Below are 26726 nucleotides of genomic sequence, written 5' to 3' on the forward strand. Positions count from 1 at the left end.
GCAGGTGCGAGAAACAGAAACCAGTGACGTTGCCGGTGTTCCGGTCGACGAAACCGATCGACTCTTGATGCGTGAATTGGTCTTGGACGGCCGTGCCACTCTCGCGAGTCTTGCTGAAAAGGCTGGACTCTCGATCTCCGCAGTCCAGTCGCGAGTGCGTCGTTTGGAATCTCGCAAGGTGATCCGTGGGTACTCCGCGAAGATCGATCCGGAGGCACTCGGTCACAATCTGTCCGCATTTGTCGCCATCACTCCTCTCGATCCCTCGCAGCCCGACGATGCGCCTGCCCGCTTGCGTCATCTGCCGGCGGTCGTCTCGTGTCACTCGGTAGCCGGGAGCGAAAGCTACGTCCTCCTGGTCCGGGTGGCGTCACCTCGGGCGTTGGAGCGATTGCTGCAGGAGATCCGTACGGCAGCCAACGTCAACACACGAAGCACCATCATCCTACAAACTTTTTACGACGAATGACGCTTGTTCAATAACTTTTACGGTCCTCTATCGACACTCCCGGAAAATTGACATAGCCTTCGCGTATGAGTACTGCAATGCGAGACTTCGGTGACAGTGCGCTCTTTCCGGTCTACGACGTGTTGAAGGCCAGCATCCTCGTCGACGGATTCGATCTGATTCTCGACGTCGAAGGGTCGCGGGGTTCCTATCTCCGTGACCTGCGAGACGGAACCGAGTATCTGGACATGTTCGGTTTCTTCGGCTCTTCGGCCCTGGGTATGAATCACCCTGCGATCACAGGCGACGAGGAGTTTCAACAGGAGTTGGCTGTCGTGGCCTCCAACAAGCCGAGTAACTCCGACATCTACACCGAACCCATGGCGCGCTTCGTTGCGGCTTTCGCTCGGGTACTGGGGGATTCGGCACTCCCACACTTGTTCTTCGTCGACGGCGGAGCCCTGGCGGTGGAAAATGCACTCAAGGTTGCCTTCGACTGGAAGAGTCGGTGGAACGAAAGCCGTGGGTTGTCAGCAGATCTGGGGACAAAGGTCCTGCACCTGACCGAGGCTTTTCACGGCCGCAGTGGCTACACGTTGTCGCTCACCAACACCGAACCGGGCAAGGTCGCGCGATTCCCCAAGTTCGACTGGCCACGTATCGACTCGCCGTACCTGGCAGACGGCCGCGATGTCGAAGCTGCGGAGAGGCAAGCTCTCGATCAAGCGCGCCGAGCTTTCGCCGACAACCCCGACGACATTGCCTGTTTCATCGCCGAGCCGATCCAGGGCGAGGGCGGCGACCATCACCTCAGGCCGGAATTTCTGCAGGCGATGCAGGAGTTGTGCCACGAAAACGACGCCCTCTTCATTCTCGACGAAGTACAGACCGGTTGCGGAATCACCGGAACTGCCTGGGCCTACCAACAATTGGGTCTGAGTCCGGATGTGGTGGCGTTCGGCAAGAAAACGCAGGTGTGCGGAATCATGGCCGGCGGGCGCGTGGATGAAGTGCATGACAACGTGTTTCACGTCAGTTCTCGGATCAATTCGACGTGGGGTGGCAACCTCACCGACATGGTTCGTGCCCGGCGGATACTCGAAGTCGTCGAGCAGGACCGACTGATCGACCGCGTGCGATTCACGGGTGCGCATCTCCTTGCCCGGTTGACCGAAGTCTGCGGGCGGTACGCGGCGGCAACCGAGCCGCGCGGTCGTGGCCTCATGTGCGCGATCACTCTGGAAGACAGTGACCTTCGCGATCGCGTCGTACAGCGACTGCGAGAAGACGAGCACGTGATGATACTGCCCACCGGGAAGAGGGGAATCAGATTCCGGCCCGCGCTGACGGTGACCACCAGTGAGCTGGACGACGCGGTCGACGCGGTCGAGCGCGTGCTCGCACGCGAGACCTAGGGCCTCTGTAGCTGTTCCCACACTCGATCCGGTGTCATCGGTGTGGAGTACATACGCACTCCACACGCGTTGGCAATCGCGTTTGCCAACGCCGGTGCTACAGGATTGAAGGGGGCCTCACTCATCGATTTCGCGCCGAAAGGCCCGAGCTTGTCGTACGTGTCGGCAAACAGTACTTCGGTGATCGGCAGATCCCCGATCTGGGGAACGTGATAATTGCGCAACTGCGGATTGATCACCCGACCTTCTTCGATGACGATCTCCTCCGACAGCGCAGCGCCGAGCGCTTGTCCCACACCGCCTTCCACCTGCCCTCGCAGTTGTGCCGGGTTCATGACGGTGCCGGCATCGGCGGCCTGAACCGACTGCAGGATCTTCACCCGGCCGGTGTTCGTGTCGACGGCAACGCGAAAACCGTGAACGTTGAACGAGACCGAGCGCGGTGTACCGTCGTGGCGACCGTCAGCGGCGAGCGGGCCACCTTCGAGTAGCGTCGCGAAATCGAGGCAACCGTGGGACGTTTCGACACCGTCCGGCGAAAGGTCGTCGATCTGCGCGCCGCGACCGCTCGATCGCACCGCACGGGTCAGTATTCGCTCGCGAAGGCGCTCGCAGGCGATCAGGAGCGCCTTGCCGGCGACCACCGTTCCCGTCGACCCGAATGCTCCGGTGTCGTATCCGCCGGCATCGGTGTCGGATTGAACAATCGTGATGCGATCGACTGTCGTCCGCAATTCGGTGGCCGCGATCTGTTGGTGAATCGTAGTGGTTCCGTTGCCGAACTCAGCGGTGCCGATGTTCACGACGTACCGACCGTCGGCCTCGAGTGCGACGGTGGTGTCGGAGAAGTGACCACGCGGCGGGATCGTCGCGATCATGGCAATTGCCATGCCCCGACCGATCTGCCAACGCGACCCTGCCGGTGCAGCCTCTCCGCGTCCGCTCGACAGTGCACTGTCGACGAGGTCGATGCACTGGTCCAGTCCGTAGCTGCCGAATTCGAGATCACCGTCTTCGACGTGCCAGTCGACAAAATCGTCTCCGGGAACGACGACGTTTCGCCGCCGAAACTCGAAGGGGTCCATGCCGAGACGATCAGCGAGCTGATCCATGGCCGATTCGACGGCGAAGATGATCTGGCCGAGCCCGTAACCACGAAAGGCCCCGGACGGAACGTTGTTCGTGTAGACCGCTTCGGCGTCGACGCGTTTGGTTGCAGCGCGATAGACCGCCATGGATTCGGCGCACCCATGGAACATGACTCCGATCGAATGGTTCCCGTACGCCCCCGCGTCGGAAAGCACGTCGATAGCGAGCGCAGTGAGAGTTCCGTCGGCGTCGGCGCCCGCACGCACCGATACTCGCATCGGATGCCGTGACGGTGCGATGGTGAACTGATCGCTTCGGCTGAACTCGTAGGCTACGGGCTTGCCGGTCTTCAAGACGGCCAGTGCGACCAGATCCTCGGTGAGTAGTTCCTGCTTCCCGCCGAAACCCCCGCCTACCCGTTTTGCGAACACCCGGATTCGGCTGCGATCGAGATCGAAGATGTGGGCCAATTCGTCCCGAACCAGAAACGGCACCTGTGTGCTGCTTCTGATGACGAGACGGCCCTCCTCGTCGAGCCACCCCACTGCGCCGTGAGTTTCCAAGGCCACGTGCTGGACTCGCGCAGTTTTCCACGTACCTTCGACGACTGCAGTCGCATCCGCGAGCGCACGGTCCAGATCGCCGACGCCATCGTGAAGCGCGGCAACCACGTTGCGGGGGGCCTCGGCGATCCGCGAGCTCTCGTCCTTGTCGCCGTGCAGGAGTGGAGCGCCGGGGGAACGCGCCAGATCTGGTTCGAATACCGCGTCGCGTACCTCGTAGTCGACTTCGATCAGCGAGAGTGCACGTTCCGCCTGCGTCGGGGTTTCGGCGATGACCGCGGCTACGCGCTGGCCGCGGAAACGGAGGGTGCTGTCGAACACGCGCGTGTCGTCCGGATCGTCGTTGCGGTCCTCGTGCCGGGCGGTCGAGAACAGCACGTCCGGACTGTCATGAAAAGTGAGGACCGCGGCGACGCCCGGCGCCGCTTCGGCTGCTGCCGTGTCTATCCGCGTTATGTGTGCGTGTGCGTGCGGACTGCCGAGTACTGCGACGTGAAGCAGGTCGACCGGCTTCTCACCCGGGGAGAAGTCCATGGTGTACTGCTCGGTTCCCGTGACGATGCGTGCGGACGCCGGGGCTGCGATCGAACGCCCCTGAGCCCCGCCTATTTTGGCGGTCTCCGTATTGGATGTACCGGCGAGAGCGTCACGAATGGACCGATAACCGGTGCAGCGGCACAGGTTACCTTTCATCGAGCACGCGAGATCGGATTTTTGCTCGACCGACAACGCTGATGCGGTGACTACCATTCCCGCTGTACAGAAACCGCATTGGAATCCGCCCGCGTCCACGAATGCCTGTTGAATGGGGTGAAGTTTCTCCGGTGTTCCGAGACCGGAGGCGGTGACGACGTCGCGGCCGTCGATGCGATGGGCGGGAAATATGCACGAATGGGTGGGGTGTCCGTCGACCAGCACCGAGCAGGCGCCGCAGTCTCCGGCATCGCACCCCTTCTTGACGGAGTTCGCTCCGTGCTCGCGGAGGAAGGTTCGCAGGCACTGTCCTGGGCGGGGCTGGTCGTCGCACGGAACTCCGTCCACCGAGTACTTCATTCCAGTTCACCTCGGATTTCTTCGGCAAGAAGCTCGGTCATCGCCTTCCGCCACGGCGCAGTTCCATGGACATCGGTGAAGTAGGCGTCTTCCGGAATCCTGCTGCGCAACGCATCCGCAAGTGCAGTGGCGTCGGGGAGTTCGTCGAATTTGAGAGCGTACGGACGGCGGGTCGCGGCGGTGATCGCCAGCGTGAAACCGTCGGCGCCGCAGCGTCCGGCCACGGCTACGGCCGATCGCCCGAGTGACGTCTGAGCCAGCTTTCGCATCGCGGTACGTGCAGTCAATGCATGCACGGGAATCCGGATACTGCGGATGATCTCGCCGGACCTGAGTACGTTTCGAGAATCGTCGATAACGAAATCGACTACGGGGAACGAGTATTCGGTACCATCCGGACGCCAGATCGTCAGTTCGGCGTCGAGAGCGGTACACAGAGTCGTCACCGCTCCGGCCGGGAAGGAGAGCGCGATGTTGCCGCCGACTGTCGCGTATCGCAACACCTTCCACGATGCGAGCAGTGCGTCAGCGCAGTGTTGGAACAGCGCTGCGGCGCGCCAGGATGCGGGAAGTTCGGCGCGGCACAGTTCCTCGATGGTGCAGGTGGCCGCGATCTCGAGACCGAGATCGCCGACCGCCACAGCTTCCCAGTCGAAGCCCGCAAGGTCGACAAGGGTGGTCAGGTGCGGCTGCGGTTCCGAGTACAGCCAGGTGCCGCCACCGATGAACCCGATGCCGGGTGACGCACAGGGGAGTTCGGCGCGGGTCCGCGGCACCAGAACTTCGTCGACGCTGTGCAGGTCCATCGCGACCTCAAGCCTTTCCGAGTAGATCGCGGTGTGCGCGTGCGACAGCCGAGGCCACGACGTCCTCGTCGACGGTGGTGACTCGTCCGTCGGCAACTACGATTCGCCCGTTGACGAGCAGTAACTTCAGCGGGGGAGTCGAGCCGAGTACGAGCGCCGCCACCGGATCGGTGATGCCGGCATGCGCGACGGTGTCGAGTTTCCACACCGCCAGGTCGGCAAGTTTTCCGACCTCGATCGATCCGATTTCGCCCTCGCGGCCCAGAACTCGTGCGCCGGCGATCGTTCCCAATTCCAAGGCTTTTCGCACCGTCATCGTCTGCGGTCCGCCCTTCGCGCGAGCAAACAGAAGTGCATGACGAGACTCCTCGATCAGGCTGCAAGCTTCATTGCTCGCCGCGCCGTCCACGCCGAGCCCCACGGTGACCCCGCCGTTCACCAGATCGGCGGCACGGGCGATACCGGCTCCCAGGCGCGCATTGGAGGTCGGGCAGTGCGCCGCCGCAGTTCCGGTTCGCGCCATCGTCTCGATACCGGCGTCGTCGAGATGGACTGCGTGGGCGTACCAGACGTCCGGGCCCACCCAGCCGACTCGTTCCATGTATTCGACCGGCGTGCAACCGAAATGCTCGCGGCAGAATCTCTCCTCGTCCAGTGTCTCGGCCAGATGCGTGTGCATACGCACGCCGTTTTCGCGGGCCAGCATCGCGGACTCGCGGAGCAATGCCTCCGTCACCGAGAAGGGTGAGCAGGGAGCTACCGCGATCTGCAGCATCGATCCGGGATTCGGGTCGTGCCAACGGTCGATCACCGACTGCGTGCCGGTCAGGATGTCATCGAGTTTTTCCACGACGTGATCCGGTGGCAGGCCGCCGGAACTCTGGCCGAGATCCATCGACCCACGACAGGGGTGGAATCGAAGGCCGACCTGCGCAGCCGCGGTGATCTCGGCCTCGAAAACGTCGCCGGCGTCGCGGGCAACGACGTAGTGGTGGTCGGTGGTGGTCGTACATCCGGTTTTCGCCAACCACGTGAGGCCGCCGGTGGCCGCCACGTGGACGGCGTCGGCGTCGATACCTGCCCAGACGGGGTACAGGGTGGTCAGCCACTCGAAAAGCGTCGAGTCCGCGGCCAGGCCTCGGGTGATCCATTGGTAGAGATGATGATGTGTGTTGACCAGACCCGGCGTGATCAGGCAACCACTCCCGTCGATCACTTGCGCACCCGGGTATTCGGGTGGCGTTCCGGCGCCGACGTCGACGATCTTGTTGCCCGAGATCACCACATAGCCGTCGGAGTACTCGGAGCGGTCGCCGTCCATCGTGACCACATGAGCGCCCGCCACGACGAGTGTTGCCCCGAGAGCTGATTCGGTCACGACAACCAACCGGCGTAGGTGGTCCACGACGGTCCCGCGTCTGGTGCGTCGGATCGGCTGACCGCAGCTTGGATCAGGCCGTACGGACGATCCGCAGCGTGGAACACCTCGTTGTCGTTCTCCACTCCGAAGCGGCCGAGTGCATATTCGAAATGATGCTTGTTGGGTGCGGACAGTCGAACCTCCGCGATGATCGGGAATTCCTCGAGGATTGCCTTGCCGATGTGGAAGAGCGTCTGCTGCAGGGCAAGTGAATGTACCTGTGCGAACTGCTTGACGATCTGTGCCTTGATGCCCGCGTAGACCGATTCCCAGTCGACGTCGGTGGTGACGAATCGCCACTGGGCGACCAACGTCGTCGCCATGACGCGGTCGTCGGTCGGCTCGAGAACGGTGTACGGATCTTCGAGAAAACCGGAGAACTCACTACCGGTCGATTTGAGGATCACCAGGTCCTTCAAGCCGCCGATCACCCATGTCCCGGTATCGGAGATGGTGATCGACGCCGTCCGAACTTCCTGACCCTTCCGAATCCAGGTGTAGTCGTGCTCGCTGCCGTCGACAATCGCACGCTCCCAGGCGTATTCCTCGATCTCGATCCGCGCGCCACTGACCGGTTCGATGTCGTCGACGAAATGACGGGCGAGTTCGAGTCCGTACGTCTCGATCGAGATCAGACCCTTTTCCTTGGCGTAGGAGTAGGCCGTTTGTTTCTGCGTGTCGGTCGGCAGAACCTTCGATTGATCACCGGTGAGGTACGCGTCGGCGAAATCTCCACGCAGGCAGGTGGAGACGTTGATGTCGTGAATTTCGTGACGGGGGGTGTCTCGATAGATTCGGACTACTCGATTTTCCGCTTTGCCGTACTGGTGACCCGATAGTTCGATCGATCCGCTCAACCGTTCGGTGTTCGTACTGCCGGTTGTGATGTTGCCGGTCGTGATGTTTTCGGTAGTCACGTGTTCAGCTCCCGCGATAGGTGGAATAAGCAAAGGGAGACAGCAACAGTGGGACGTGATAGCCCCGTGCCGTGTCGTCCACCCGGAAGGTCACTGTCACTTCCGGGTAGAAGTTTTCTTGTCCGTTGGTCTCGAAATACGTTCCGGTGTCGAAAGTCAGGGTGTAGTGACCGGCGGTCAGGCCACCGGGAGCAAGTTCGGGGATGCGGCCGTCGGAGTCGGTCTCCGCAGTGGTGACGGAGGCGCCGTCTCGATCACGAAGTTCGACGCGAATCCCCGCCGCGGGGTTGCCCGTCGTCGCGTCGAGAACGTGCGTGCTGAGGGTCTTGCTCATGCTGTGCCTCCGGCGAGTGCATCGATCAGACGGGCGAGTCTGATCCGATTGATGGCGGCCAATTCGGTTCGAAGCACGGAACGCTCGGTCGCCGGGTCGTTTCGGAGACGACCTCGAAGGATGTCGAGGAGCTCCGTTCCAGATTTCCCCGACGCGCAGACCAGGTAAACATGGCCGAATGTCTCTTCGTACTCGGCGTTCTTCCGTCGAAGTTCCGCGAGTACGTCTTCTGTCGCCGACGAGACTCCCGACTGTTCACGGGTAGAGGCCGCGCTCTCGCTTCGCTCACCGATTCGTGGGTGGCCGGAGAGAGCGTCGTCGATCTCGGACTCGGGAAGCTCGGCCAGCACCGCATCTGCTTTGTCGAACAGAGCTTCCAGATCGGCGAACGGGCGAGACGAGGCGATTTCCTGTGCCCACACGGCGGAATGGCAACACTCGAGCAGCGCCGCGACTGCCTGGTGGTCACCGAGCGCATCGAAGGCTCCGAGACCACTGGAATTCGTTGTAGGCATGTCCACAGGATTACTTGAGCATGTTACGGATCTGTAGCGCAGCAATTACGGGAGATGATGTGTCTCGATCTTATTTCTCCGGCTGCTCTTCCCCGATCACGGTTTCTCGGCGACCGATACATTCTCAGGTATGACCGATACTCCGAAGCTGTCTTCCGTCGTACCGTCCCTGGCGAACCTCCGAGACATCGGTGGCCCCGAATCGAGCTTCGGTGGCACCGTCCGCACCGGGAGCGTGTTTCGTTCCACCGATCTGGCATCGCTCAGTGCGGACGGCGCACAGACCCTCGCCGATCTGGGCATCGTCACGATCTACGATCTGCGCACCGAATCCGAACGCGAGACGGCACCGGATCTGACGCCGGACGGTATCCGAGAAATCGGCCTGGACGTATTGGCGGACAAGCAGTATCGCGCCATTCCGGCTCAGATGCAGCAGATGATCGCCGACCCGGCGTTTGCTGCCGAAGCGTTGGGCAGCGGCCAGGCGCTCGAGTACTTTCAGGGAAGTTACCGCGATTTCGTGACCTTGCCGAGTGCGGTCGCGTCGTACCGGCAACTGTTCGTCGACTTGGCGCAGCCGCCCAGCTCGCCGGCACTCATTCACTGCACCACGGGCAAGGATCGCACGGGTTGGGCAGCGGCCGCGTTACTGCTGTTCCTGGGTGCCTCCGAGGACGCGGTCTTCGCGGACTACCTCGAAACCAACAAGATTTTGTTGCCGATGTTCGCGCCGCTCCTCGAGCGATTCGAGGCCAAGGGGATCGACCCGACCCTGCTCGAGGGTGTCCTCGGTGTCAGGCGCGAGTACCTGGAGGCGTCGATGGCAGAGCTCGCGCAGGTACACGGATCCATCGAGGCCTACTTCACCGACGGCTTGAAGATCGACGCGTCGACCCAGGACCAATTGCGGAGCAACCTGCTCAGCTGATCAGGACCTGCTCGGCTCGTCTCGGCGGGAAGTTCGTCGCCTCGTCAAGAGGCTGACGATACCGATCCCGATGGCGATGCCGAGCAGGTCGGCGCTGCCGTCCCAGATCGAACCGGAACGCGAAATGGGCAGCGCTGCTTGAAGAACCTCGGACGTCGCGGCAAAGATCAACAACCACACAGCCGTGAGCCACACCGGGATCCGCGCGTGCAACGAGGTGATCGCCAATACCGCGAACATCAGCGTGTGAGTGATCTTGTCGGTGTTCTCCGGGCTCGAGGGCACGGTGGAACCCGGGGAGAAGAGCATGATCAGGGCAATGACCACGGCGATCGCCAACGGCCAGTATCGGTTGTTCTTCAATTCGTCTGCCCCTCGACGACGACGAGTCCGAGTGCACCTTCGGCGAATCTGGTGACGGCGTCGGCGGCCGTCGTGAGCGCCTCGGTGTGCCCGTCGCGGGCCCAGCCGGTGAGCAGGGCGGTGGAGTCGAGAGGCGTCAGAACGACCTCGGCGAGAAGCTCACCGGTGTTGGGTTGGCACACTGCCCAGGAGTAGACGCTGTTTTCGTGCCACTGAGCGCTTCGCTGACTCACGTAATCGGGGTCGGTGATACCACCATCGGCAAGGGCGGGGCGGTCGTCCACACGCTCGTCTGCGCGTAGTGCGCGTAGATACCAGCCGCCTGCGTTGATCTCGATCGGCTCCATCAGTCGGAGTCCCGCTCGCGGCGGCGCTTGGCTTTGCGTTCCCGGTCGGTACCGAACAGCAGTGCACCGGCCAGGGGAATCGCGAGGAACCACAACCAGGTGCCGGTGACGAAGAACAGGATCACCGCGAGAATCGGGACGACGGCCATGACGCGACCGGACCAGTCGGGGTTGAAGCCTCGCTCCGCCGGTGCGTCGGGAGGCGTCACCATCGACAGGGGAGCGGTGCCGGGGGCTTGGTAGTTGCCCGGAAGATCGGCGAACACCGGAACGAGTTCACTGCGAGTTGTTGCGGCACTGACGATTCCGCTTCTCTCGTCGAACTCGGTGACGGTGAGGCGGCCTGCGGCGAAGTGCTCGCTCAGGAGATCGAGTGCCTGCTCGCGTTCTGCAGTGCCGATGCGAATGTCGGGGACGTCAGCCATCGTTACAGCCTACTCAAACGACTGTGCGCCTCTCCGGTAGTGGGGACTACCGGAAAGGCGCACGGGGCCGGAGGCCCTACTTCAGTTCTGCGAGAACCGTTCCCTGCGTGATTGCTGCACCCGGCTCGACGGAGAGTCCGGTGACGACACCGGCCTTGTGGGCGTTGACGGGGTTTTCCATCTTCATGGCTTCGAGAACGGCGATCAGATCGCCTTCTGCGACTTCCTGGCCTTCGGTCACTGCAACCTTGACGACGGTGCCCTGCATCGGAGCCGTGACAGCGTCACCCGATGCTGCACCTCCGCCGGCGCCGCCGCGCTTGCGCGCCTTCGGCTTCTTGCGGATCGCACCGGAGGCAGCGCCGCCGCCGTTGCCGAGCGAGAACTGGCCCGGGAGGGAAACCTCGACGCGACGTCCACCGACCTCGACGACGACGTTCTGACGCGGCAGAGCCTCGTCCTCGTCGTCTACGGGAGCACCGGCGCCTGCGTACGGCTCGATGGGGTTGACCCAGTCGGTTTCGATCCACTTGGTGTAGATGTCGAACTTCTCGCCGTCACCGATGAACGCCGGGTTCTCGACGATGTGGCGGTGGAACGGGAGAACGGTCGCGAGGCCGTCGATCTCGAACTCGGCCAGAGCGCGCGATGCCCGCTGGAGGGCTTCTTCGCGGGTGGCGCCGGTGACGATGAGCTTGGCGAGCATGGAGTCGAACTGTCCGCCGATGACGTCGCCGGCAACGACACCGGAATCGACGCGAACGCCGGGGCCCGTGGGCTCACGGTAGACGGAGACCGGGCCGGGGGCAGGCATGAAGCCGCGGCCGGCGTCTTCGCCGTTGATGCGGAACTCGAAGGAGTGTCCACGCGGGGTGGGATCTTCCTTGATGGAGAGTTCTTCGCCGTTGGCGATGAGGAACTGCTGACGCACGAGGTCGATGCCCGCGGTCTCTTCCGTGACGGGGTGCTCGACCTGCAGGCGGGTGTTGACCTCGAGGAAGGAGATGGTGTCGCCCTGAACCAGGTACTCGACCGTTCCGGCGCCGTAGTAGCCGGCTTCCTTGCAGATGGCCTTGGCGGATGCGTGGATGCGTGCACGCTGGTCGTCCGTCAGGAAGGGAGCGGGAGCCTCTTCGACGAGCTTCTGGAAGCGACGCTGCAGCGAGCAGTCGCGGGTACCGGCGACGACGACGTTGCCGTGCTGGTCGGCGATGACCTGAGCCTCGACGTGGCGGGCCTTGTCCAGGTACTGCTCGACGAAGCACTCGCCGCGACCGAAGGCTGCGATGGCCTCACGGGTGGCCGACTCGAACAGCTCGGGGATTTCCTCGATGGTCTGGGCGACCTTCATGCCGCGTCCACCGCCACCGAAGGCAGCCTTGATCGCAACCGGGACGCCGTATTCCTTGGCGAATGCGACGACCTCGTCGGCGCCCTTGACGGGATCCTTGGTGCCGGCTGCCATCGGCGCCTTCGCGCGTTCTGCGATATGGCGTGCTGTGACCTTGTCGCCGAGGTCGCGGATGGACTGCGGTGACGGACCGATCCAGATGAGGTTCGCGTCGATGACGGCCTGGGCGAAGTCGGCGTTCTCGGAGAGGAAACCGTAGCCGGGGTGGATGGCGTCGGCGCCGGACTTCTTGGCTGCGTCGAGGATCTTGTCGAACACGAGGTAGGACTCGGCGGACGTCTGTCCACCGAGGGCAAATGCCTCGTCTGCGAGCTTCACGAACTGCGCGTCTGCATCGGGCTCGGCGTAAACGGCAACGCTGCCGTAGCCGGCATCCTTGGCCGCCCGGATGACCCGTACCGCGATTTCACCGCGGTTCGCGACAAGCACCTTCGTAATGTGCGCGCTGGCATGACTGGGCACTGAGCCTCCTGTGGTTCGCATAGTCTGTCTCCGCGGTGTATTCCTCTGGGATTTCACCATCGGGGGATTGGCATCACTTCGGAGTGTATGCATCGCTTCGGCGCTGGTTGTAACCGGATCGCTAAAGCCCACTCCGGCTTAGGAAACGGTTTCGAAAACTACCGATGAGTAGCTGTCGGAGGCGGCGGCGTCCGGTTCGGTGACGATTTCTTCGATGGTCCGGCGCAGTGCGGCCACGTAGGCGTGAACCGCGGCGTTCGCCGTCTCGTTGCCTGGGTACCTGACCGCGAGGTTGAGTCCCTGGGGTGTGCGGTTGATCCAGATGTAGACGTCGTGCGTATATGCCTTGCTTCGAAGTGCTCTGGCGTTCCATTCGGGCCACTGTGCGGCTTCGGGCACGAAGCGAACGTCCATGTAGGACACGACGAATCGCGGTCGGATCGGGGTTTCGAGGTGCTCACCGATCCGATCGAACGGGACAGCTGCGGCAGGCTTGACCGAAGCGATGGATTCGGCGGCGCGTGTCGCGAGGTCGCCGAACGAACAGTCCGATCCAACGGCGAACTCGACCGGGCACAGTCCGACGAACCAGCCGAGCGCACCCGCCCACTCCTGAGCGCTGCGGGTGTGAACCGGCGTCACGACCTCGAATCGATCGGATCCGGCGACTTCGCGACCTACAGCGGCAAGTCCGCCGAGAAGTCCGGCGAAGTACCCCACGCCGGTGGCTGCACACGTCGAACTGAAGGCCTTGGACTGGTCGGCGTCGAGCAGCCAGGTCGACAGGCCGTTCTGAGAATCGGTTCCACGGTCACCGATCGGTAGCGGGAACTGGGGTAGACCGTCCGTGCCGAGAGCCTTTCGCCAGATCTCGACCGCAGCCTTCTCGGCTTCCATGTCGGCCATCTGCTCGCGTTCGACGGCACCGAAATCGACGTAGCTGCCCACCGGAAACAGATTTGCAGCACTACCGGTCGAGGCCTCGCGGTACAGAGCTGCGATCTCGTGAGCGACCAGCACGATCGAGAACCCGTCGATGATCGAGTGGTCCGCCGCGAAGAACACGGTGAACGGACCGTCGCCACCGCGGGGCGTCAACGTCGCGAAGACGTACGACGGCCAACTGTGCGGGGACGCGTAATCGTCGAACAGGCGGTGAAGGTGGTCGAAGTTGTCCTGGCTGGACGCGTCGTAGCCGTGGCTGACGACCCCGATGTCGATTCCGCCGAGCGGGACCGTGTGCCGGGTGATCTCGCCGCTCGAGGGTTCGAGGACGGTATGCGAGCGCAGAACTTCGTGACGGTCGATCCACCGGCCGAGAGCGACTCGGAACGCATCGACGTCGAGCGGGCCGGAAATCTCGAAAGCTGTTCCCAGCCAAGACTTGTCGCCTGCGCCTGCAGCGGAACGGTTGAGATGTGCCTCGTGAATGTAGGAGACGGGCCGCGGATCCGGAACCCAGGGCCCGGTTGCGCACGGCAACCATTCGACGAGTGCGCCGGCCGGAATCGCATAGTCGGCCAGTTCGGTGAACTCCATGTTTTCAGCCCCGCAAGTGCCGCTTGATGCGCGCGAGCATGGCCGACATTCCGCGCAGACGGAGCGGGCTCACGGCTTCTGCGAGACCGAGCGCCGAATAGAAGTCGTCGGGTACACCGAGGATCTCGTCGGCGCTGTGGCCGTCGAGCCCCTGCGCGAGGATCGATGCGAAACCACGCGTCGTGGGAGCCTCGGGGGGAGCGCTGAAGTACAGACGGACGTTGTCGCGATCCGAATCGTCGACCGAGAGGAAGAGCGGCGACTGACATTCGGGGACCGGCTCCATCGCGCTCTGCTCGAGCTCCGCCGGCAACGGCGGCAGCTCTCGGCTGAACTCGAGAAGAAGGGTGAGCTTGTCCGAGGCGCCGACGGCCGCAAAGTCGTCGACGATCTCGGCCAGAGCCGAAGGAAGAGCGCTCATGACGCCGATACAGAGGACGGAACGGCGCCGGGCTCTTCGCCCTGGACGATCGGGACGCGCACGGCATTGCCCCACTCGGTCCACGAACCGTCGTAGTTACGAACGTTCGGGTAGCCGAGAAGATGAGTCAACACGAACCAGGTGTGACTGGAACGCTCACCGATGCGGCAGTACGCGACGATGTTGTCGTCGGCCGACAGGTCGCCGTAGATCTCGCCGAGTTCGGTACGGGTGCGGAAGCGGCTGTCCGGTGCCGCTGCCTTCGCCCACGGGATGCTGAGCGCGCTGGGAATGTGTCCACCACGCAACGCACCCTCTTCGGGGTAGTCGGGCATGTGGGTGCGCTCGCCGGTGTACTCCTGCGGAGATCGCACGTCGATGAGCGGCCCGTCGCCCAAGTGCGCGAGAACGTCGTCCTTGAATGCGCGGATGGGAGCGTCGTTGCGCTCGACGACCGGGTAATCGGTCGACGTGATGTCGGGAACGTCGAAAGCGGTGTCGCGGTTCTCGGCGATCCACGCATCGCGGCCACCGTCGAGAAGACGGACGTCCTCGTGGCCGAAAAGAGTGAAGACCCACAGTGCGTAGGCCGCCCACCAGTTGCTCTTGTCGCCGTAGATGACCACGGTGTCGTCGCGGCCGATGCCCTTGCGGTTCATCAACTCTGCGAACTTCGCACCGTCGATGTAGTCGCGGGTGACCGGATCGTTGAGGTCGAGATGCCAGTCGATCTTCACGGCTCCGGGGATGTGGCCGACGTCGTACAACAACACGTCTTCGTCGGATTCGACAACCTTGAGGCCCGGCGCACCGAGATTCGCCGAGAGCCATTCCGTCGAGACCAACCGGTCGGGATGCGCGAACTCGGCAAACGCGGTTGAGGGATCGGGGGCAACGGGCACGGGCGTACTCCTGAAGACGAATCGTTCGGTTCGAACACGGACTTGATCGATTCTATGCGCTGTGCGCAAGGTGAGACGCCCGGAAGCAGGTTCTGCCTGCTCGTGCCCGTTGCCGACCCTAAATCCTCGGTGTTCCTGCTCCGACGCTCGAATCTCTCAATTGTTCGGTGACACTTCCGATCGGCGTCACGCCCCGGGCGCAGACTTCTCTCAGAATCCGGTCGAGTTCGGTGAGGAAATTCACCATGGTTTCGTTTGCCGTCTCGGTATCGGGAAAGCGTGAACGCAGCGAGAGACCACGGTTCGTTCGCGAAATCCAGAACTGGGCATCGTCGGCGACCGTCACATTGCTGATGTGATGGGCGTTGAGGAGATCATGATCGTCTGTGCCGGGTAGTTTGCGGTAATCGATGTACGACACCATGAAGACGTCGGTGCGCGTGCGTCGAATCTTGTCGCCCAAAGCATCTCGAACCTGGGCCATGGTGACGCCCTCGAGCGTCAACGCAACTCGGAACGACGCGTGCGTATGTGCAAGGGATGCACCGAAATCCGCGTCGGGAGTGATCTGGACCGTGATCGGCGCGCTGGTGGTGAGCCAGCCGATCGCGTCGGCCCACCGCGGATCTTTGCGAATGTGAAGCGGAAATTGCAGCGGAAGCGTCGACTGGCCGGTGTACGAGTGGACGGAAAGTCCCATCGCAGTGAGGATTCCGGTGAACACGCTACCGCCGGCGGATAGGCAGATCTCGTCGAACGTCGCAGTCAATTCCTCGTCGAGCAGCACGCGCACATCGGCGCCCTGCGGCGCGGGCTTTCCGCCCTCGACGCCGAGATCCAAGGGGAAACTCGGTGATGTGCCACCGCAGATCTCGTAGAACCTTGCCCACTCTCGGATTCGAGGGTCGTTGTCGACGGGAAGCAGAGCGTCTGCCTCCAGTTCGCAGTACCGCACGAAACTTCCCGGGTCACCCAGTCGGCTCATCACTGCGTCGACGGCCTCGTGGTCGGTCAGGTCGGGTAGGGCGATCAGTCCCTCGTAGATCTGTCGCAGTTCCCCGAGAGCGATGACCAACGAGTAGCCGTCGACGAGTGTGTGATCGAACGCGCTCAGGACCGTGTAATGCTCTTCGCGTTCGACCGTGGCAAACGTGTATGCAGGGAAGGTCAGTGGATCGCATACCGTCGTGAATCGCTTCTTGAGATGCGCTCGGAGGTCTTCGGTCGAATCGAATTTCAGAGGTTCCGAAGTCTCGATGTGTGTGCCGTCTGGATCGAGTCCCATTCGGGTGGTGGTGAACTCGCCCACCTCGAATCCTGTGTGCAGAGTGTCATGGCGACTGATGAACAGGCGCAGCGCGAGATCGAGTGCAGGCCGATTCAGTTCTCCGGGAAGGTCGAATGCGGCTGCCATCCACACACTCCGGCCCATGCCGTGTGTTCGCGCAGTCTCGAGGTGAAAATGCTGGTTGTACGACGGTGGTACTTCCGACTCGGTGACGGCGCCGTCCGCGGGCTGGAGCGACCATTCGGTGACGATTCCGGGGTCGAGTCCGTATCGATCGATCGAGGTGACATGCATCAGGCCACTCCCTCTGGTGCCACGAACGAGTAGTCGCCTTGAGCTGCAACAGTTTTGATGATCTTCGAGACATGCTCGGCGAAGCGGGTGGCCGATTCGTGGGCAATGGGGGTGTCGGGGTGAGACACGGCGATCCAGGTTCCGGTGTGCATCCGGTTGATCCACATCGACGCGATCTGAGTCTCTTTGCCGCCGACGATTCCCGTTGCCTTCGTCTCGGCGTAACTGTATGGATCCGGCATGCGTCGGCCGTCGATGTACGAGACGATCGGCGGCGGGGTGAGCGTCTTCGACAGTCCGCCGGGTGCGGAATCCGACTCGGCCAAGCTCGACAGAACCAGATCGATGACCTGCTGCACAGAGACATCGAGGAGTGCCTTGCCGTCGTGGTACCCCTGCTGCCCGAGCTTTGCCAACTCGGTGAAGCGTCGCTTGTCGTCGACGTCGATGCCGACCGGGATCAGGTTGATGTACCAGCCCTGCGCAAACGAGTCGGCCTCGGTTCGTGTGCTGACCGGCGAGAGGGCGATGTACTTGTCGCGTCCGGCGAGTTCGAATTCCGCAATCGCGAGCGCGGTGAACATTCCGCCGATGAAGTTGGCGCCGTTGGCTTTACAAACCGCACCGAACTTCTCGCACTCGATATCGTCGGCCAGGTCGAAGCGTGAACCGATAGCCGGTTTGGGCGCGTCTTCGGCCCCGAGCGGGAGCGGAAATCCGGGGAACGAGCCGCCGCTGCGCATGAGGTAACCGAGCCACTGGTGCACTTCGGGTGACTGCATCGTCAGTTCGGTTGTTCGCTCGCGTTCGACGCGACCGAACTGTGCGTAACTTCCGGCCGGCCCGAGCTCGGGATGCGACCCGGTCGTTTCCGCGGCGTAGAGCTGACGCAATTCTGCGTACATCAGCACCATCGAGTTCATGTCCGAATGGGCGTGGTCGACTGCATGGAACAGGGTGAAGCTCGGATCGGCTTCGAGGTCGGCATGGTGGTGCTCGACGGCACCGAACACGAAGGCCGGCCACTGCAGCGCGCTGGTTTCGGTGGCGAACTTGGTCGCGACGAGCGCGCGGATCGCCTCGGATTCGGAGACGTCGTCGCCCACGCGGTACTCGAGTTCGATGCTTTCGACCGGCACCACGTGTCGACGGACCTCGAACGAGGTGTCCGCAGCGTCGGTGGTTGCTTCGTCGAACGAGAACCAGCTGTGCAGCGTGTCGTGGCGACGGATGTAGCGCTGAAGGGCTCGCGTCATGGCGTCGCGGTCCAGTGTTCCTGCAAAATCGAAGGCGATACCGATCCACGGAGACTGCGGATCGCCCTTCTCCGCGGTGACGCGGGCGCGTCGCAGGTGGCGATCCTGCATCGTGGTCGGGGGTAGTTCTCGGTCGATCTCGGCTTCGGCGGCTCGTTGAGCGGAAGCATGCGTGACGCCCCATTCGATTACCCGCCCAGGAAGCGGGTGCCAATGGGTGATCAAGTTCAGATCCATCGAGTAGAACTCCTGCGTGTGTCGTCGAGAAGCCTGCTCTGAAAATGGGCAGACGACGAACTATCCCATCTGGGGGACTGAATTGTCCGAAATACTACAATCTAAACAAGAACAGGTTCTAGAAGCGTTGTGTTCGATTAGGATCATTCGGTGCTTCCGGACCCTTTAGGTGACGCTGTCGGCGCCGACCACAAGGGCGGGCGGCGAGCTGGTTCTCTGACGCCCTGGCTCGGGTTGGCGACGAGTCTGGCGGCGGCATTCATGCAATTGCTCGACGCGACCATCGTCAACGTCGCGCTTCCGAGTATCGCCGTCGATCTTCAAGCAGGCGTATCGGCGCAGTTGCTCATGGTCAGCGTGTACATCCTGGCTTTCGCGTGTTCGTTGATCACTGCAGCGCGGCTGGGGGACCTGTTCGGCCGTAGAGTTGTTTTTCTGACCGCCCTGTCCATATTCGTGGTTGCCTCGTTGCTGTGCGGGCTCGCGCAGAGCGCGACGATGTTGATCGTCTTCCGGGGTCTGCAAGGATTGGCGGCCGGTTCGATGTCCGCCCAGACGTTCGCCATCATCTCGGGTCTGTTTCCGAAGGCCAGGCATCCGCGAGTCTTCGGGATCTACGGTGCGACCATCGGGCTCGCAACGGTCAGCGGGCCTCTGATCGGCGGGCTGCTGATCGAGTGGAATCTGTTCGACTGGGGCTGGCGCCTGATCTTCTTCGTCAACATCCCGATCGGCATCGCCGCCTTGATTCTCGGATATTTCCATCTCGTCGATGCTCGCGCTGAGCATGTGCGCTCACTGGACCTCATCGGCGCCGCACTGTCATCACTGGCGCTGTTCCTGCTGATCCTTCCCCTGGCCGAGGGAAGGGCGCGCGGATGGCCCACAGGTCTTGTCGTAATGCTCGCGATGTCGGCGCCGGTGGCAGTGGCGTTTGTGCTCTACGAATCGCGTTTGGCGAAACGAGGCGGCGATCCGGTCCTTCGTCTCGAGCTTTTCCGCGACCGAGCCTTCACAATCGGCGCGGTTCTTGCGTTCGTTTTCTTCGGAACCCTGACTTCCTTGATCTTCACCATCAGTCTCACCCTTCAGTTCGGCTTCGGGTTCTCCGCATTGCGAGCGGGCGTCATGACGCTGCCGTGGGCCGTCGGAATGGGCGTGGCGGCGGTTCTCTCATCGGCGGTGTACCGGATGCTCGGAAACCGTGTTCTGATCCTGGGGATGGTCGTCTTTGCCGGCTCGCTGATCGCGCTGTCGATCATCCTCGAACGCGAAGGAACCGATCCACGCTGGCTCGCGCTCGCCGGTCCGCTGCTTCTCGGGGGCGCAGGTCTCGGACTGTTCGTGGCACCACTGCAAACCGCGATCCTTGCGACGGTCGAACCCGCGCACGCGGGTTCGGTGTCGGGACTGCTTCCTACCGTTCAGCAGGTTGGCAGCTCCATCGGACTGGCCTTGATCGGAGTGGTGTTCTTCTCGCTCGTCGCGGGGCAAGCTCCGCAAGCAGTGCAGGGGGAGCGACCCGAGTACGTTGCGAACCTTGAAGCTGCCGGCGTTGGTCCCGGCCTGATCGACATCGCCGAAAAGGCCTATGTCGATTGCGCGACAAGCCAATTGGCATCCGGAACACCGATGGAGGTGGCGCCGGAATGTCGCCGGGACGGCTCCGCCGGTGCCGGGGGTCAATCCGTTCAGGTGGCAGTTGATGCCGCGTACGCATCGACTCGCGCGGCGGCCGGCGAAGCATTTCTCGAAGCGCAGCGCCGTGTGCTCGCGATCATCGCAGCAATTGCGCTCGGTATCGGATTGGCGTCGACTGCTCTGCCGCGGGTCAATTCGCCGGTCTGAAAATTGCCCTTGACTCGAACAGGTGTTCGACTACCCTGTGTGCAGGGGATCGGGGGATTCAATGAGTGTCTTGTTGTCGGACGTGGTGTCTGGTTCTGCGGTGGGGTTACGCGGACGGTTGTGGCAGTTGTCTGCTGCGGAGTTGCGTGCTGCTGCTGTCGAGGCGAGTGCGGAGATTCTGCGCCTCGAGGCGGTTCGTGTGTCTGTGGTGGACGAGTTGTCGTTGCGGCCGGATGATCAGGTGATTGCGAGCCGCGGGGTGGGGTCCTGGTTGGCGGCTAACACGATGCTGCAGGTTCGGGACGGGAAGAAGATCGCCGCGTTGGGTGCGGCTTTGCGGCCGTTTCCGGCGGTGGCTGCTCGGTTCGATGGCGGGGATTGCTCGTTCGATCATGCTGTGTTGATCGTGGCGTTCTGTGAGTCACCGCCGAAGGGGATGCCGGAGGAGGCGCTCCCTCGCTGTATCGATTTGTTGCTCGCTGCTGCGTCGGGTGTGGAGGCCACGACCACGAAGGTGCGGAACGTGATCGCGACGTTGGAGCGGTTGTTCGAATCGGATGAGATTCCGCCCGCTGAAGATGTCGATCTCAATGAGTTGCGGATCGCGTCGACGCTCAATGGTCGGGTGGTGGTGCGTGGGGATTTCGATGCCCTCACCGGGGAAATGTTGCTGTCGGCGTTGTCGAATCTGACGATGCCGACCCCGGCACCGGACGGGACTCCCGATGCTCGGTCGGCGGCGAAGCGGACTGCGGATGGGTTCACCGAACTGATCCGGCGTTATCTCGATTGCGCCAAGACCGGTACCGATGGTGGTCAGCGTCCGCATGTGAACGTGCACATCAATGCTCGTGATTTGGCTGAGCATCGGGATTGTGCCGCACAGTCTTCGGATTCGGGTGATGACGGCTCACTGGAGCTGTCCGATCTTGATGTCGGGCACATGCCCTGGCTGGGACCGCTGTCGGTGTCGCAGACCAGGCTTCTCGGGTGTGATTGTTTCCTCTCCACCGTCCTGCTCGACGATCACGGCGCGCCGCTCGATGCGAAACCAGGGAAGAGGTTGGTCACCGCCGAACAGCGAGTGGCGTTGATTGCCCGAGACAGAGGCTGTGCGTTCCCGGGTTGCACATGTGTACCGGCGTGGACCGATGCGCACCATATCCGGCACTGGGCGAACGGCGGCCCGACGGTGATGAACAACCTGGTCCTGCTGTGCCGTTCGCACCACCGGTTGATGCACCGGAAATCAGGGTTCGTCGGGAAATGGGATATCCGTATCGGTGTCGACAACAAACCGTGGTTCATTCCGCCGCCCTCGATCGACCCGCAGCAGCAACCGAGGCCGGCGAACACCACCTTCAAAACCTGAAGGGTCAAACCTTTTCGGTGACAACAAAAACGACCAGCTTCGCATCGGCATGGACCCGATGCGGGGCTGGTCAGTGGTGCTTGGAGAAAACGTGCTTGGAGAAAACGCGTCAGAAGATGCTCTGCGTGCGCCAGAGATCCGAGACGGAAACCCCGACACGCTCGAGAAGTGTTCGTACCAAAGGTAATCCGATACCGATGACACTCGAGGGATCACCCTCGATCCTCTCCACGAACCAGCCGCCGAGACTGTCGAGCGTGAATGCTCCGGCGACTTGGAGCGGCTCGCCCGTTGCCAGGTATGCCTCGAGATCCTCGGTGGACGGTTGCGCGAAATGAACCACTGTTGCGCTGTGATCCGAGGCCATGCGGACGATGCGGCCGTCGGCGACGCGTAGGACACAGTGCCCGGTCAAGAGAGTGGCGCTGCGTCCGGCCATTGCGGCCCATCGCTTTCGGGCGATATCGACGCTGCCCGGCTTGCCTTGAAGTTGCCCGTCGATCAGGAGCATCGAATCGCACCCGACAACGACTACGTCGGTGAGATTGTCGGCGGCGAGGCCGGAGACGATTTCGGCGGCCTTGGCCTCCGCCAGCACCGTCACGACTTTTTCGGGGGCGGCGTCGGGTCCGAGGTTGTCGGCGATCTTGTCCTCGTCGACGCCGGAGACACGCACAAGCGGCGAAACCCCGGCCGCCCGCAGAACTGCGAGGCGAGCCGGGGACGCTGAAGCTAGAACCAGTTGAGTCACGTCAGCAGAGTGATCGTCAGCTGCGACGGATCGCGGGGTTCAGGTACGCGTACGGCGAGAACGGCGCACGCGTGCGGTGGAACTGAGTCGGATCGCCCCAGGTCTCCGCGGGAACGTTCGACTCGGGAGCTTGACCGCTGCCGGCAGCCGCAGCAAGCACGCTGACCAGTGCCGCGATCTCGACGTCGGTGGGCGAACCCTTGACGATCTTGATGACCGACGCGTCGGAGGTCGACGTCTCGGTCAGCTCCGTGAGCGAAGCATCCGTCGCGGTTCCCTCGACGACCGCACCGTTGGTCGGTGCAGTCTCCGCCAGTGCGACATCTTCGCTGAGAATGTCCTCGGTGGTTGCGGTCATAGGGGAATGTTCCCATGCTTCTTGGGCGGAAGGGAAACGGCCTTGCGCTCGAGCAGTCGCAATGCGGAAACGATCTGCCCGCGGGTGTGCGACGGAGGAATGACAGCGTCGACGTATCCGCGCTCAGCGGCGACGTACGGGTTGACGAGGGTGTCCTCGTACTCGTTCTGCAGCTTGAGGCGCAATGCATCGACGTCTTCGCCGTTCTTCGCGGCTTCGAGAAGCTGCTTGCGGTAGACGAATCCGACTGCTCCGGATGCACCCATGACGGCGATCTGAGCGGTCGGCCATGCCAGGTTCACATCGGCGCCCATGTGCTTGGAGCCCATGACGTCGTACGCTCCGCCGTACGCCTTGCGGGTGATGACCGTGATTTTGCCGACCGTTGCTTCTCCGTATGCGTAGAGGAGCTTCGCGCCGCGGCGGATGATGCCGTTGTATTCCTGCTCGGTTCCGGGGAGGAAGCCGGGAACGTCGACGAGGGTGATGATCGGGACGTTGAACGCGTCGCAGGTACGCACGAAGCGAGCGGCCTTCTCCGAGGCGTCGATGTCGAGGCAGCCCGCGAACTGGGTGGGCTGGTTGGCGACGATGCCGACCGAGCGTCCGTCGACGCGACCGAAACCGACGATGATGTTCATCGCGCGCTCGGCCTGGACCTCGAGGAACTCGTCGTCGTCGAGGATGCGACGAATGACCTCGTGCATGTCGTACGGCTGGTTGGCCGAGTCCGGGATGAGGGTGTCGAGTTCGATGTCCTCGGCGGTCAGGCTGTCTTCGATCGAACCGACGATGGGGTCGGTGATCTCGCCGCGGGGAGCTGCTGCCTGGTTGTTGGACGGCAGGTAGCTGAGCAGGTCCTTGACGTAGTCGAGTGCGTCCTGCTCGCCGGAAGCGACGTAGTGGGCGACGCCGGACTTGACCATGTGGGTGCGAGCGCCGCCGAGGTCTTCCATCGTGACGTCTTCACCGGTGACCGTCTTGATGACGTCGGGGCCGGTGACGAACATCTGGGAGGTCTCGTCGACCATCACGACGAAGTCGGTCAGTGCGGGGGAGTACACGTGGCCGCCGGCGGCGGGTCCCATGATCAGTGAGATCTGGGGGATGACACCCGAGGCCTGGACGTTGCGGTGGAAGATCTCGCCGTAGAGGCCGAGCGAGACGACGCCTTCCTGAATGCGCGCGCCTGCACCTTCGTTGATGCCGACGAGGGGCCGTCCGGTGCGGATCGCGAGGTCCATGACCTTGACGATCTTCTCACCGTAGATTTCGCCGAGCGATCCGCCGAAAACGGTGGCGTCCTGTGAGAAGACACAGACGTCGCGGCCGTCGATGGTGCCGTAACCGGTGACGACGCCGTCGCCGACCGGGCGGTTGTCAGCGAGACCGAAGTTCACACTTCGGTGCCGTGCCAGTGCGTCGAGTTCGACGAAGGAGCCCTCGTCGAGGAGGGCGGTGATGCGCTCGCGGGCGGTCAGCTTGCCTTTGGCGTGCACCTTGTCGATGGCGGCTTCGCCGCTCGGTGCCTGCGCCTGGGCTTGGCGATTCCGCAGGTCCGCGAGCTTTCCCGCGGTCGTGTGGATATCGGGTGCGGCCGCCGCCTCCGGCGCGTTCGGCTCTTGGACAGTGGTCATGGACGTGAGCTTAACGAGAGTGCGTGGGGGGCTTCGAAGGCAGGTCCGATTGTCGCTGTCTTGCAGGCTCAAGCTACTGACCAGTACATTCTCGCCGTCGTCATAGGCTGGGGCTATGTGGACCGACTTGAACCGACCGCCCCTCGACGGCAATGCCCTACGACGCGCACTCGTGCGCAGTGACAACGACGACGCGCGCGTTTTCTGGAACCGCCTCGACGTTGTCGAGGAGACCGGTTCGACGAACGCGGATCTCCTTGCGCGAGCGGCAGATCCGGATGCCGACCGTCACGTTCTGATCGCCGAATATCAGGCGAGTGCCCGTGGCCGTCATTCGCGCACGTGGGTGAGTCCGCCGCAAGCGCAGATCTCGATGTCGGTTCTGCTGTCGATGCCCGGAATGAATCTCGCGGACATGGGTTGGCTCCCGCTATTGTCGGGAATCGCGGTCGTCGACGCGCTGCGCAACGTGGCCGAAGTGCCCGCAGAACTCAAGTGGCCGAACGACGTTCTCATCGGTGACAAGAAGGTCGCCGGCATTCTGGCCGAGGTGGCGAGGACGGCGCCCGATCCCGCGGTGGTGGTGGGGATCGGGCTGAACGTGAGCCTCGGCGTCGAGGAGCTGCCCGTCCCGACCGCTACGTCACTGCTGATCGAAGAAGCATCGACTGTCGACCGCGACACTCTCGTTCGCGCAATCGCCCGTGAATTGGCGATTCAATTCCGTGCTTGGGAATCGTCGAAATGGGATACATCTGTGTTGGCTGCCGAATACCGGCAGCGCTGCGGGACGCTGGGCAAACGAGTCCGCGCGGTCTTGCCGGGCGACAAGGAGGTGTTCGGTATCGCGACCGACGTCGACACTTCCGGACGCGTCGTCATCGAAATCGAGGGAACAGATGGGGAGACCTTTGCGGTCGCAGCAGGTGATATCACGCACCTTCGCGCCGCCCCGGTCACCGAATCGTGAACGTTGCCGGATTTTCTGGCACCAAAGTGCTAATTTTTGGCCCGGACCGGTTTTCGAACCAACCGTCCGTCCTTCATTTCACTCAACTGCGGGATTTACCGAGCTGCCTAGGGGCGTCATGACCACACCGATCGTTGTTCCGACCGAAGCCGAGACGGCCGAGAGCGCTCGCCGCGTACTCACCGGCGTGACGGTGCTGCTCGGTGTCCTCACATTGGGACTGGGTATCGCGGTACTCGCGTGGCCGGATGCCACCCTGTTCGTGGTCGCGGTTGTCATTGCGATCCAGCTGTTCGGATTCGGAATCGTCCAGATCATCCGTTCGTTCGCGGACGTGACGGCTTCGGGTGGAACTCGCACGCTCGTCGCGATCTCCGGCGCGTTGGCAGTGCTCCTCGGATTCCTGGTTCTCCGTAGCCCTTTGCAGACGGTGGTTCTGATCGCGTTGGTGATCGGTGCCTGGTGGGTATTCCGTGGCGTTCTCGATCTGGTCGACGCGGCGTCCGGGCACACCGTCGATCGCGGTCTGTCGATCGTGCTCGGAGTCATCAGCATCGTCGCGGGTGCAATCGTCCTTCTGCAGCCCGAACTCTCGCTCGACGTCTTCCGCATCGTGGTCGGCGTGTGGATGGTGCTGTACGGCATCATCATCGTCGTGACCCCGTTGGTGCTGCGAAAGATCGCGCAGCCCTGAGCGTTGCCCTGAAGGCGGGTGTGCCTGAAAGTCGGTGTGCCTGAAAGTCGGTATGCCTGAAAGTCGGTGCGGGGTGGCAGACTTCCCGTCATGGGATATCCCGAAGACGCCCTCGCTCAGGACGAGGAACTGATACTGCATCGCCATCCTCATTGGAAGATGTTGGTGCTTCCGGCGCTGACGTTCGTGCTTGCGACGGCCGTCGCCGGGTTCTTGTTGGGCCTCGCACAGACGAGATTGGACGGCACGGCTCGCACCGTGTCGTCCATTGCCGTCGGAATCATCTGGCTCGGTGTCGTGGCCTGGCGGTCGGTTGCGCCCTTCACGGTTTGGAAGTTCACGCATTTCATCGTCACCGATCGGCGAGTGCTCATCCGCCACGGAGTGCTCACGCACACGGGTATCGACATTCCCATGGGACGGATCAGCAATGTTCAGTTCCGTCACGGCCTGATCGATCGAATGCTCAAGACCGGAACTCTGGTCATCGCATCTGCCAGTGACGATCCGCTCGAGTTCGACGACATTCCTGACGTCGAGCACGTTCACGCCCTGCTGTATCACCAGGTTTTCGATTCCATGCAGCAGCCACCATCGCAGGCACCGCAGTGGCCGTCAGGTGAAAACGACGACCCGAATGATCGAAATGGCTGGTAATCA

Annotated in this window: 26 protein-coding genes; 8 read left to right on the forward strand and 18 right to left on the reverse strand. The window is 62.7% G+C overall.

Annotation, left to right across the window (positions count from 1 at the left end):
* Nucleotides 1-4 precede the first annotated feature (4 nt).
* Nucleotides 5-469 (forward strand): Lrp/AsnC family transcriptional regulator, encoded by a 465-nt coding sequence (locus A0W34_RS10480; RefSeq protein ID WP_003940830.1) that lies wholly within the window; start codon nucleotides 5-7, stop codon nucleotides 467-469.
* A gap of 65 nt (nucleotides 470-534) precedes the next feature.
* A complete protein-coding gene (gene lat / locus A0W34_RS10485; protein ID WP_081557647.1) occupies nucleotides 535-1863 on the forward strand; it encodes an L-lysine 6-transaminase in 1329 nt (442 codons plus the stop codon).
* Here lat and A0W34_RS10490 read toward each other — a convergent pair.
* From A0W34_RS10490 to uraD, 6 genes are all read right to left on the reverse strand, one after another.
* Complete coding sequence (locus A0W34_RS10490; protein WP_081557648.1) at nucleotides 1860-4568, reverse strand: molybdopterin-dependent oxidoreductase; 2709 nt, start codon at nucleotides 4566-4568, stop codon at nucleotides 1860-1862. The two genes, lat and A0W34_RS10490, sit on opposite strands and share 4 nt — an antisense overlap.
* Nucleotides 4565-5374 (reverse strand): FAD binding domain-containing protein, encoded by an 810-nt coding sequence (locus tag A0W34_RS10495; RefSeq protein WP_081557649.1) that lies wholly within the window; start codon nucleotides 5372-5374, stop codon nucleotides 4565-4567. The genes A0W34_RS10490 and A0W34_RS10495 overlap by 4 nt, the downstream gene beginning before the upstream one ends.
* Nucleotides 5375-5381: 7 nt before the next feature.
* Nucleotides 5382-6695: an 8-oxoguanine deaminase gene (locus A0W34_RS10500; protein WP_232330049.1), complete on the reverse strand. Its 1314-nt coding sequence runs from the start codon at nucleotides 6693-6695 to the stop codon at nucleotides 5382-5384.
* A gap of 53 nt (nucleotides 6696-6748) precedes the next feature.
* Nucleotides 6749-7651, reverse strand: coding sequence for a factor-independent urate hydroxylase (gene pucL, locus A0W34_RS10505; protein WP_037129153.1), 903 nt, complete (start codon nucleotides 7649-7651; stop codon nucleotides 6749-6751).
* 64 nt (nucleotides 7652-7715) lie between these two features.
* Nucleotides 7716-8045, reverse strand: coding sequence for a hydroxyisourate hydrolase (gene uraH / locus A0W34_RS10510; RefSeq protein ID WP_007727227.1), 330 nt, complete (start codon nucleotides 8043-8045; stop codon nucleotides 7716-7718).
* Nucleotides 8042-8560: a 2-oxo-4-hydroxy-4-carboxy-5-ureidoimidazoline decarboxylase gene (gene uraD / locus A0W34_RS10515; RefSeq protein WP_030535033.1), complete on the reverse strand. Its 519-nt coding sequence runs from the start codon at nucleotides 8558-8560 to the stop codon at nucleotides 8042-8044. Before uraD ends, uraH begins: the two co-directional genes overlap by 4 nt.
* Nucleotides 8561-8690: 130 nt before the next feature.
* Between uraD and A0W34_RS10520 the strand changes: the two genes are divergently transcribed.
* Nucleotides 8691-9491, forward strand: a complete 801-nt coding sequence (locus A0W34_RS10520) for a tyrosine-protein phosphatase (RefSeq protein ID WP_007727222.1) — start codon at nucleotides 8691-8693, stop codon at nucleotides 9489-9491.
* Here A0W34_RS10520 and A0W34_RS10525 read toward each other — a convergent pair whose 3' ends face one another.
* The 9 genes from A0W34_RS10525 to A0W34_RS10565 form a co-directional block, all read right to left on the reverse strand.
* The gene (locus tag A0W34_RS10525; RefSeq protein WP_003940977.1) at nucleotides 9492-9854 is read right to left on the reverse strand and encodes a VanZ family protein; all 363 of its coding nucleotides are present in this window, start codon (nucleotides 9852-9854) and stop codon (nucleotides 9492-9494) included.
* Nucleotides 9851-10201 carry a hypothetical protein gene (locus A0W34_RS10530; protein ID WP_003940792.1) on the reverse strand — a complete coding sequence of 117 codons (351 nt, stop codon included), beginning with the start codon at nucleotides 10199-10201 and terminating at the stop codon, nucleotides 9851-9853. The genes A0W34_RS10525 and A0W34_RS10530 overlap by 4 nt, the downstream gene beginning before the upstream one ends.
* Nucleotides 10201-10626, reverse strand: coding sequence for a DUF1707 SHOCT-like domain-containing protein (locus A0W34_RS10535; protein WP_003940708.1), 426 nt, complete (start codon nucleotides 10624-10626; stop codon nucleotides 10201-10203). The genes A0W34_RS10530 and A0W34_RS10535 overlap by 1 nt, the downstream gene beginning before the upstream one ends.
* A 76-nt stretch (nucleotides 10627-10702) precedes the next feature.
* Nucleotides 10703-12499, reverse strand: a complete 1797-nt coding sequence (locus tag A0W34_RS10540; protein WP_030535031.1) for an acetyl/propionyl/methylcrotonyl-CoA carboxylase subunit alpha — start codon at nucleotides 12497-12499, stop codon at nucleotides 10703-10705.
* 138 nt (nucleotides 12500-12637) lie between these two features.
* Nucleotides 12638-14038 (reverse strand): condensation domain-containing protein, encoded by a 1401-nt coding sequence (locus A0W34_RS10545; RefSeq protein WP_042449590.1) that lies wholly within the window; start codon nucleotides 14036-14038, stop codon nucleotides 12638-12640.
* A gap of 4 nt (nucleotides 14039-14042) precedes the next feature.
* A complete protein-coding gene (locus A0W34_RS10550; protein ID WP_003940804.1) occupies nucleotides 14043-14459 on the reverse strand; it encodes a SufE family protein in 417 nt (138 codons plus the stop codon).
* A complete protein-coding gene (locus tag A0W34_RS10555) occupies nucleotides 14456-15361 on the reverse strand; it encodes a sulfurtransferase (protein WP_003940962.1) in 906 nt (301 codons plus the stop codon). The genes A0W34_RS10550 and A0W34_RS10555 overlap by 4 nt, the downstream gene beginning before the upstream one ends.
* Nucleotides 15362-15479: 118 nt before the next feature.
* Nucleotides 15480-16943: a condensation domain-containing protein gene (locus A0W34_RS10560; RefSeq protein WP_042449587.1), complete on the reverse strand. Its 1464-nt coding sequence runs from the start codon at nucleotides 16941-16943 to the stop codon at nucleotides 15480-15482.
* Nucleotides 16943-18436, reverse strand: a complete 1494-nt coding sequence (locus tag A0W34_RS10565) for a condensation domain-containing protein (protein WP_042449584.1) — start codon at nucleotides 18434-18436, stop codon at nucleotides 16943-16945. Before A0W34_RS10565 ends, A0W34_RS10560 begins: the two co-directional genes overlap by 1 nt.
* A 150-nt stretch (nucleotides 18437-18586) precedes the next feature.
* On the opposite strand from A0W34_RS10565, the gene A0W34_RS10570 reads away from it, so the two are divergent.
* Nucleotides 18587-20284, forward strand: coding sequence for an MFS transporter (locus A0W34_RS10570; RefSeq protein ID WP_081557650.1), 1698 nt, complete (start codon nucleotides 18587-18589; stop codon nucleotides 20282-20284).
* Between the two features lie 61 nt (nucleotides 20285-20345).
* On the forward strand, nucleotides 20346-21656 hold the full coding sequence (locus A0W34_RS10575; protein ID WP_081557651.1) for an HNH endonuclease signature motif containing protein: 1311 nt from the start codon (nucleotides 20346-20348) through the stop codon (nucleotides 21654-21656).
* A gap of 109 nt (nucleotides 21657-21765) precedes the next feature.
* On the opposite strand, the gene A0W34_RS10580 is transcribed toward A0W34_RS10575, so the two are convergent.
* From A0W34_RS10580 to A0W34_RS10590, 3 genes are read right to left on the reverse strand one after another with little or no spacing between them, the layout of a single operon-like run.
* Nucleotides 21766-22407, reverse strand: a complete 642-nt coding sequence (locus tag A0W34_RS10580; RefSeq protein ID WP_081557652.1) for a Maf family protein — start codon at nucleotides 22405-22407, stop codon at nucleotides 21766-21768.
* Nucleotides 22408-22423: 16 nt separating this feature from the next.
* Nucleotides 22424-22765, reverse strand: a complete 342-nt coding sequence (locus A0W34_RS10585; protein WP_007731147.1) for an acyl-CoA carboxylase subunit epsilon — start codon at nucleotides 22763-22765, stop codon at nucleotides 22424-22426.
* On the reverse strand, nucleotides 22762-24402 hold the full coding sequence (locus tag A0W34_RS10590) for an acyl-CoA carboxylase subunit beta (protein ID WP_003940853.1): 1641 nt from the start codon (nucleotides 24400-24402) through the stop codon (nucleotides 22762-22764). Before A0W34_RS10590 ends, A0W34_RS10585 begins: the two co-directional genes overlap by 4 nt.
* A gap of 115 nt (nucleotides 24403-24517) precedes the next feature.
* Here A0W34_RS10590 and A0W34_RS10595 point away from each other — a divergent pair, with 115 nt between their 5' ends.
* The 3 genes from A0W34_RS10595 (at nucleotide 24518) to A0W34_RS10605 (ending at nucleotide 26723) form a co-directional block, all read left to right on the forward strand.
* Nucleotides 24518-25372: a biotin--[acetyl-CoA-carboxylase] ligase gene (locus A0W34_RS10595; RefSeq protein ID WP_081557653.1), complete on the forward strand. Its 855-nt coding sequence runs from the start codon at nucleotides 24518-24520 to the stop codon at nucleotides 25370-25372.
* A gap of 118 nt (nucleotides 25373-25490) precedes the next feature.
* Nucleotides 25491-26066, forward strand: coding sequence for an HdeD family acid-resistance protein (locus A0W34_RS10600; RefSeq protein ID WP_003941007.1), 576 nt, complete (start codon nucleotides 25491-25493; stop codon nucleotides 26064-26066).
* A 90-nt stretch (nucleotides 26067-26156) separates the two neighbouring features.
* The gene (locus A0W34_RS10605) at nucleotides 26157-26723 is read left to right on the forward strand and encodes a PH domain-containing protein (protein ID WP_003941034.1); all 567 of its coding nucleotides are present in this window, start codon (nucleotides 26157-26159) and stop codon (nucleotides 26721-26723) included.
* The last annotated feature ends 3 nt before the right edge of the window (nucleotides 26724-26726 follow it).

Source organism: Rhodococcus sp. BH4, from assembly GCF_002079265.1.
Classification (GTDB): Bacteria; Actinomycetota; Actinomycetes; order Mycobacteriales; family Mycobacteriaceae; genus Rhodococcus_F; species Rhodococcus_F qingshengii.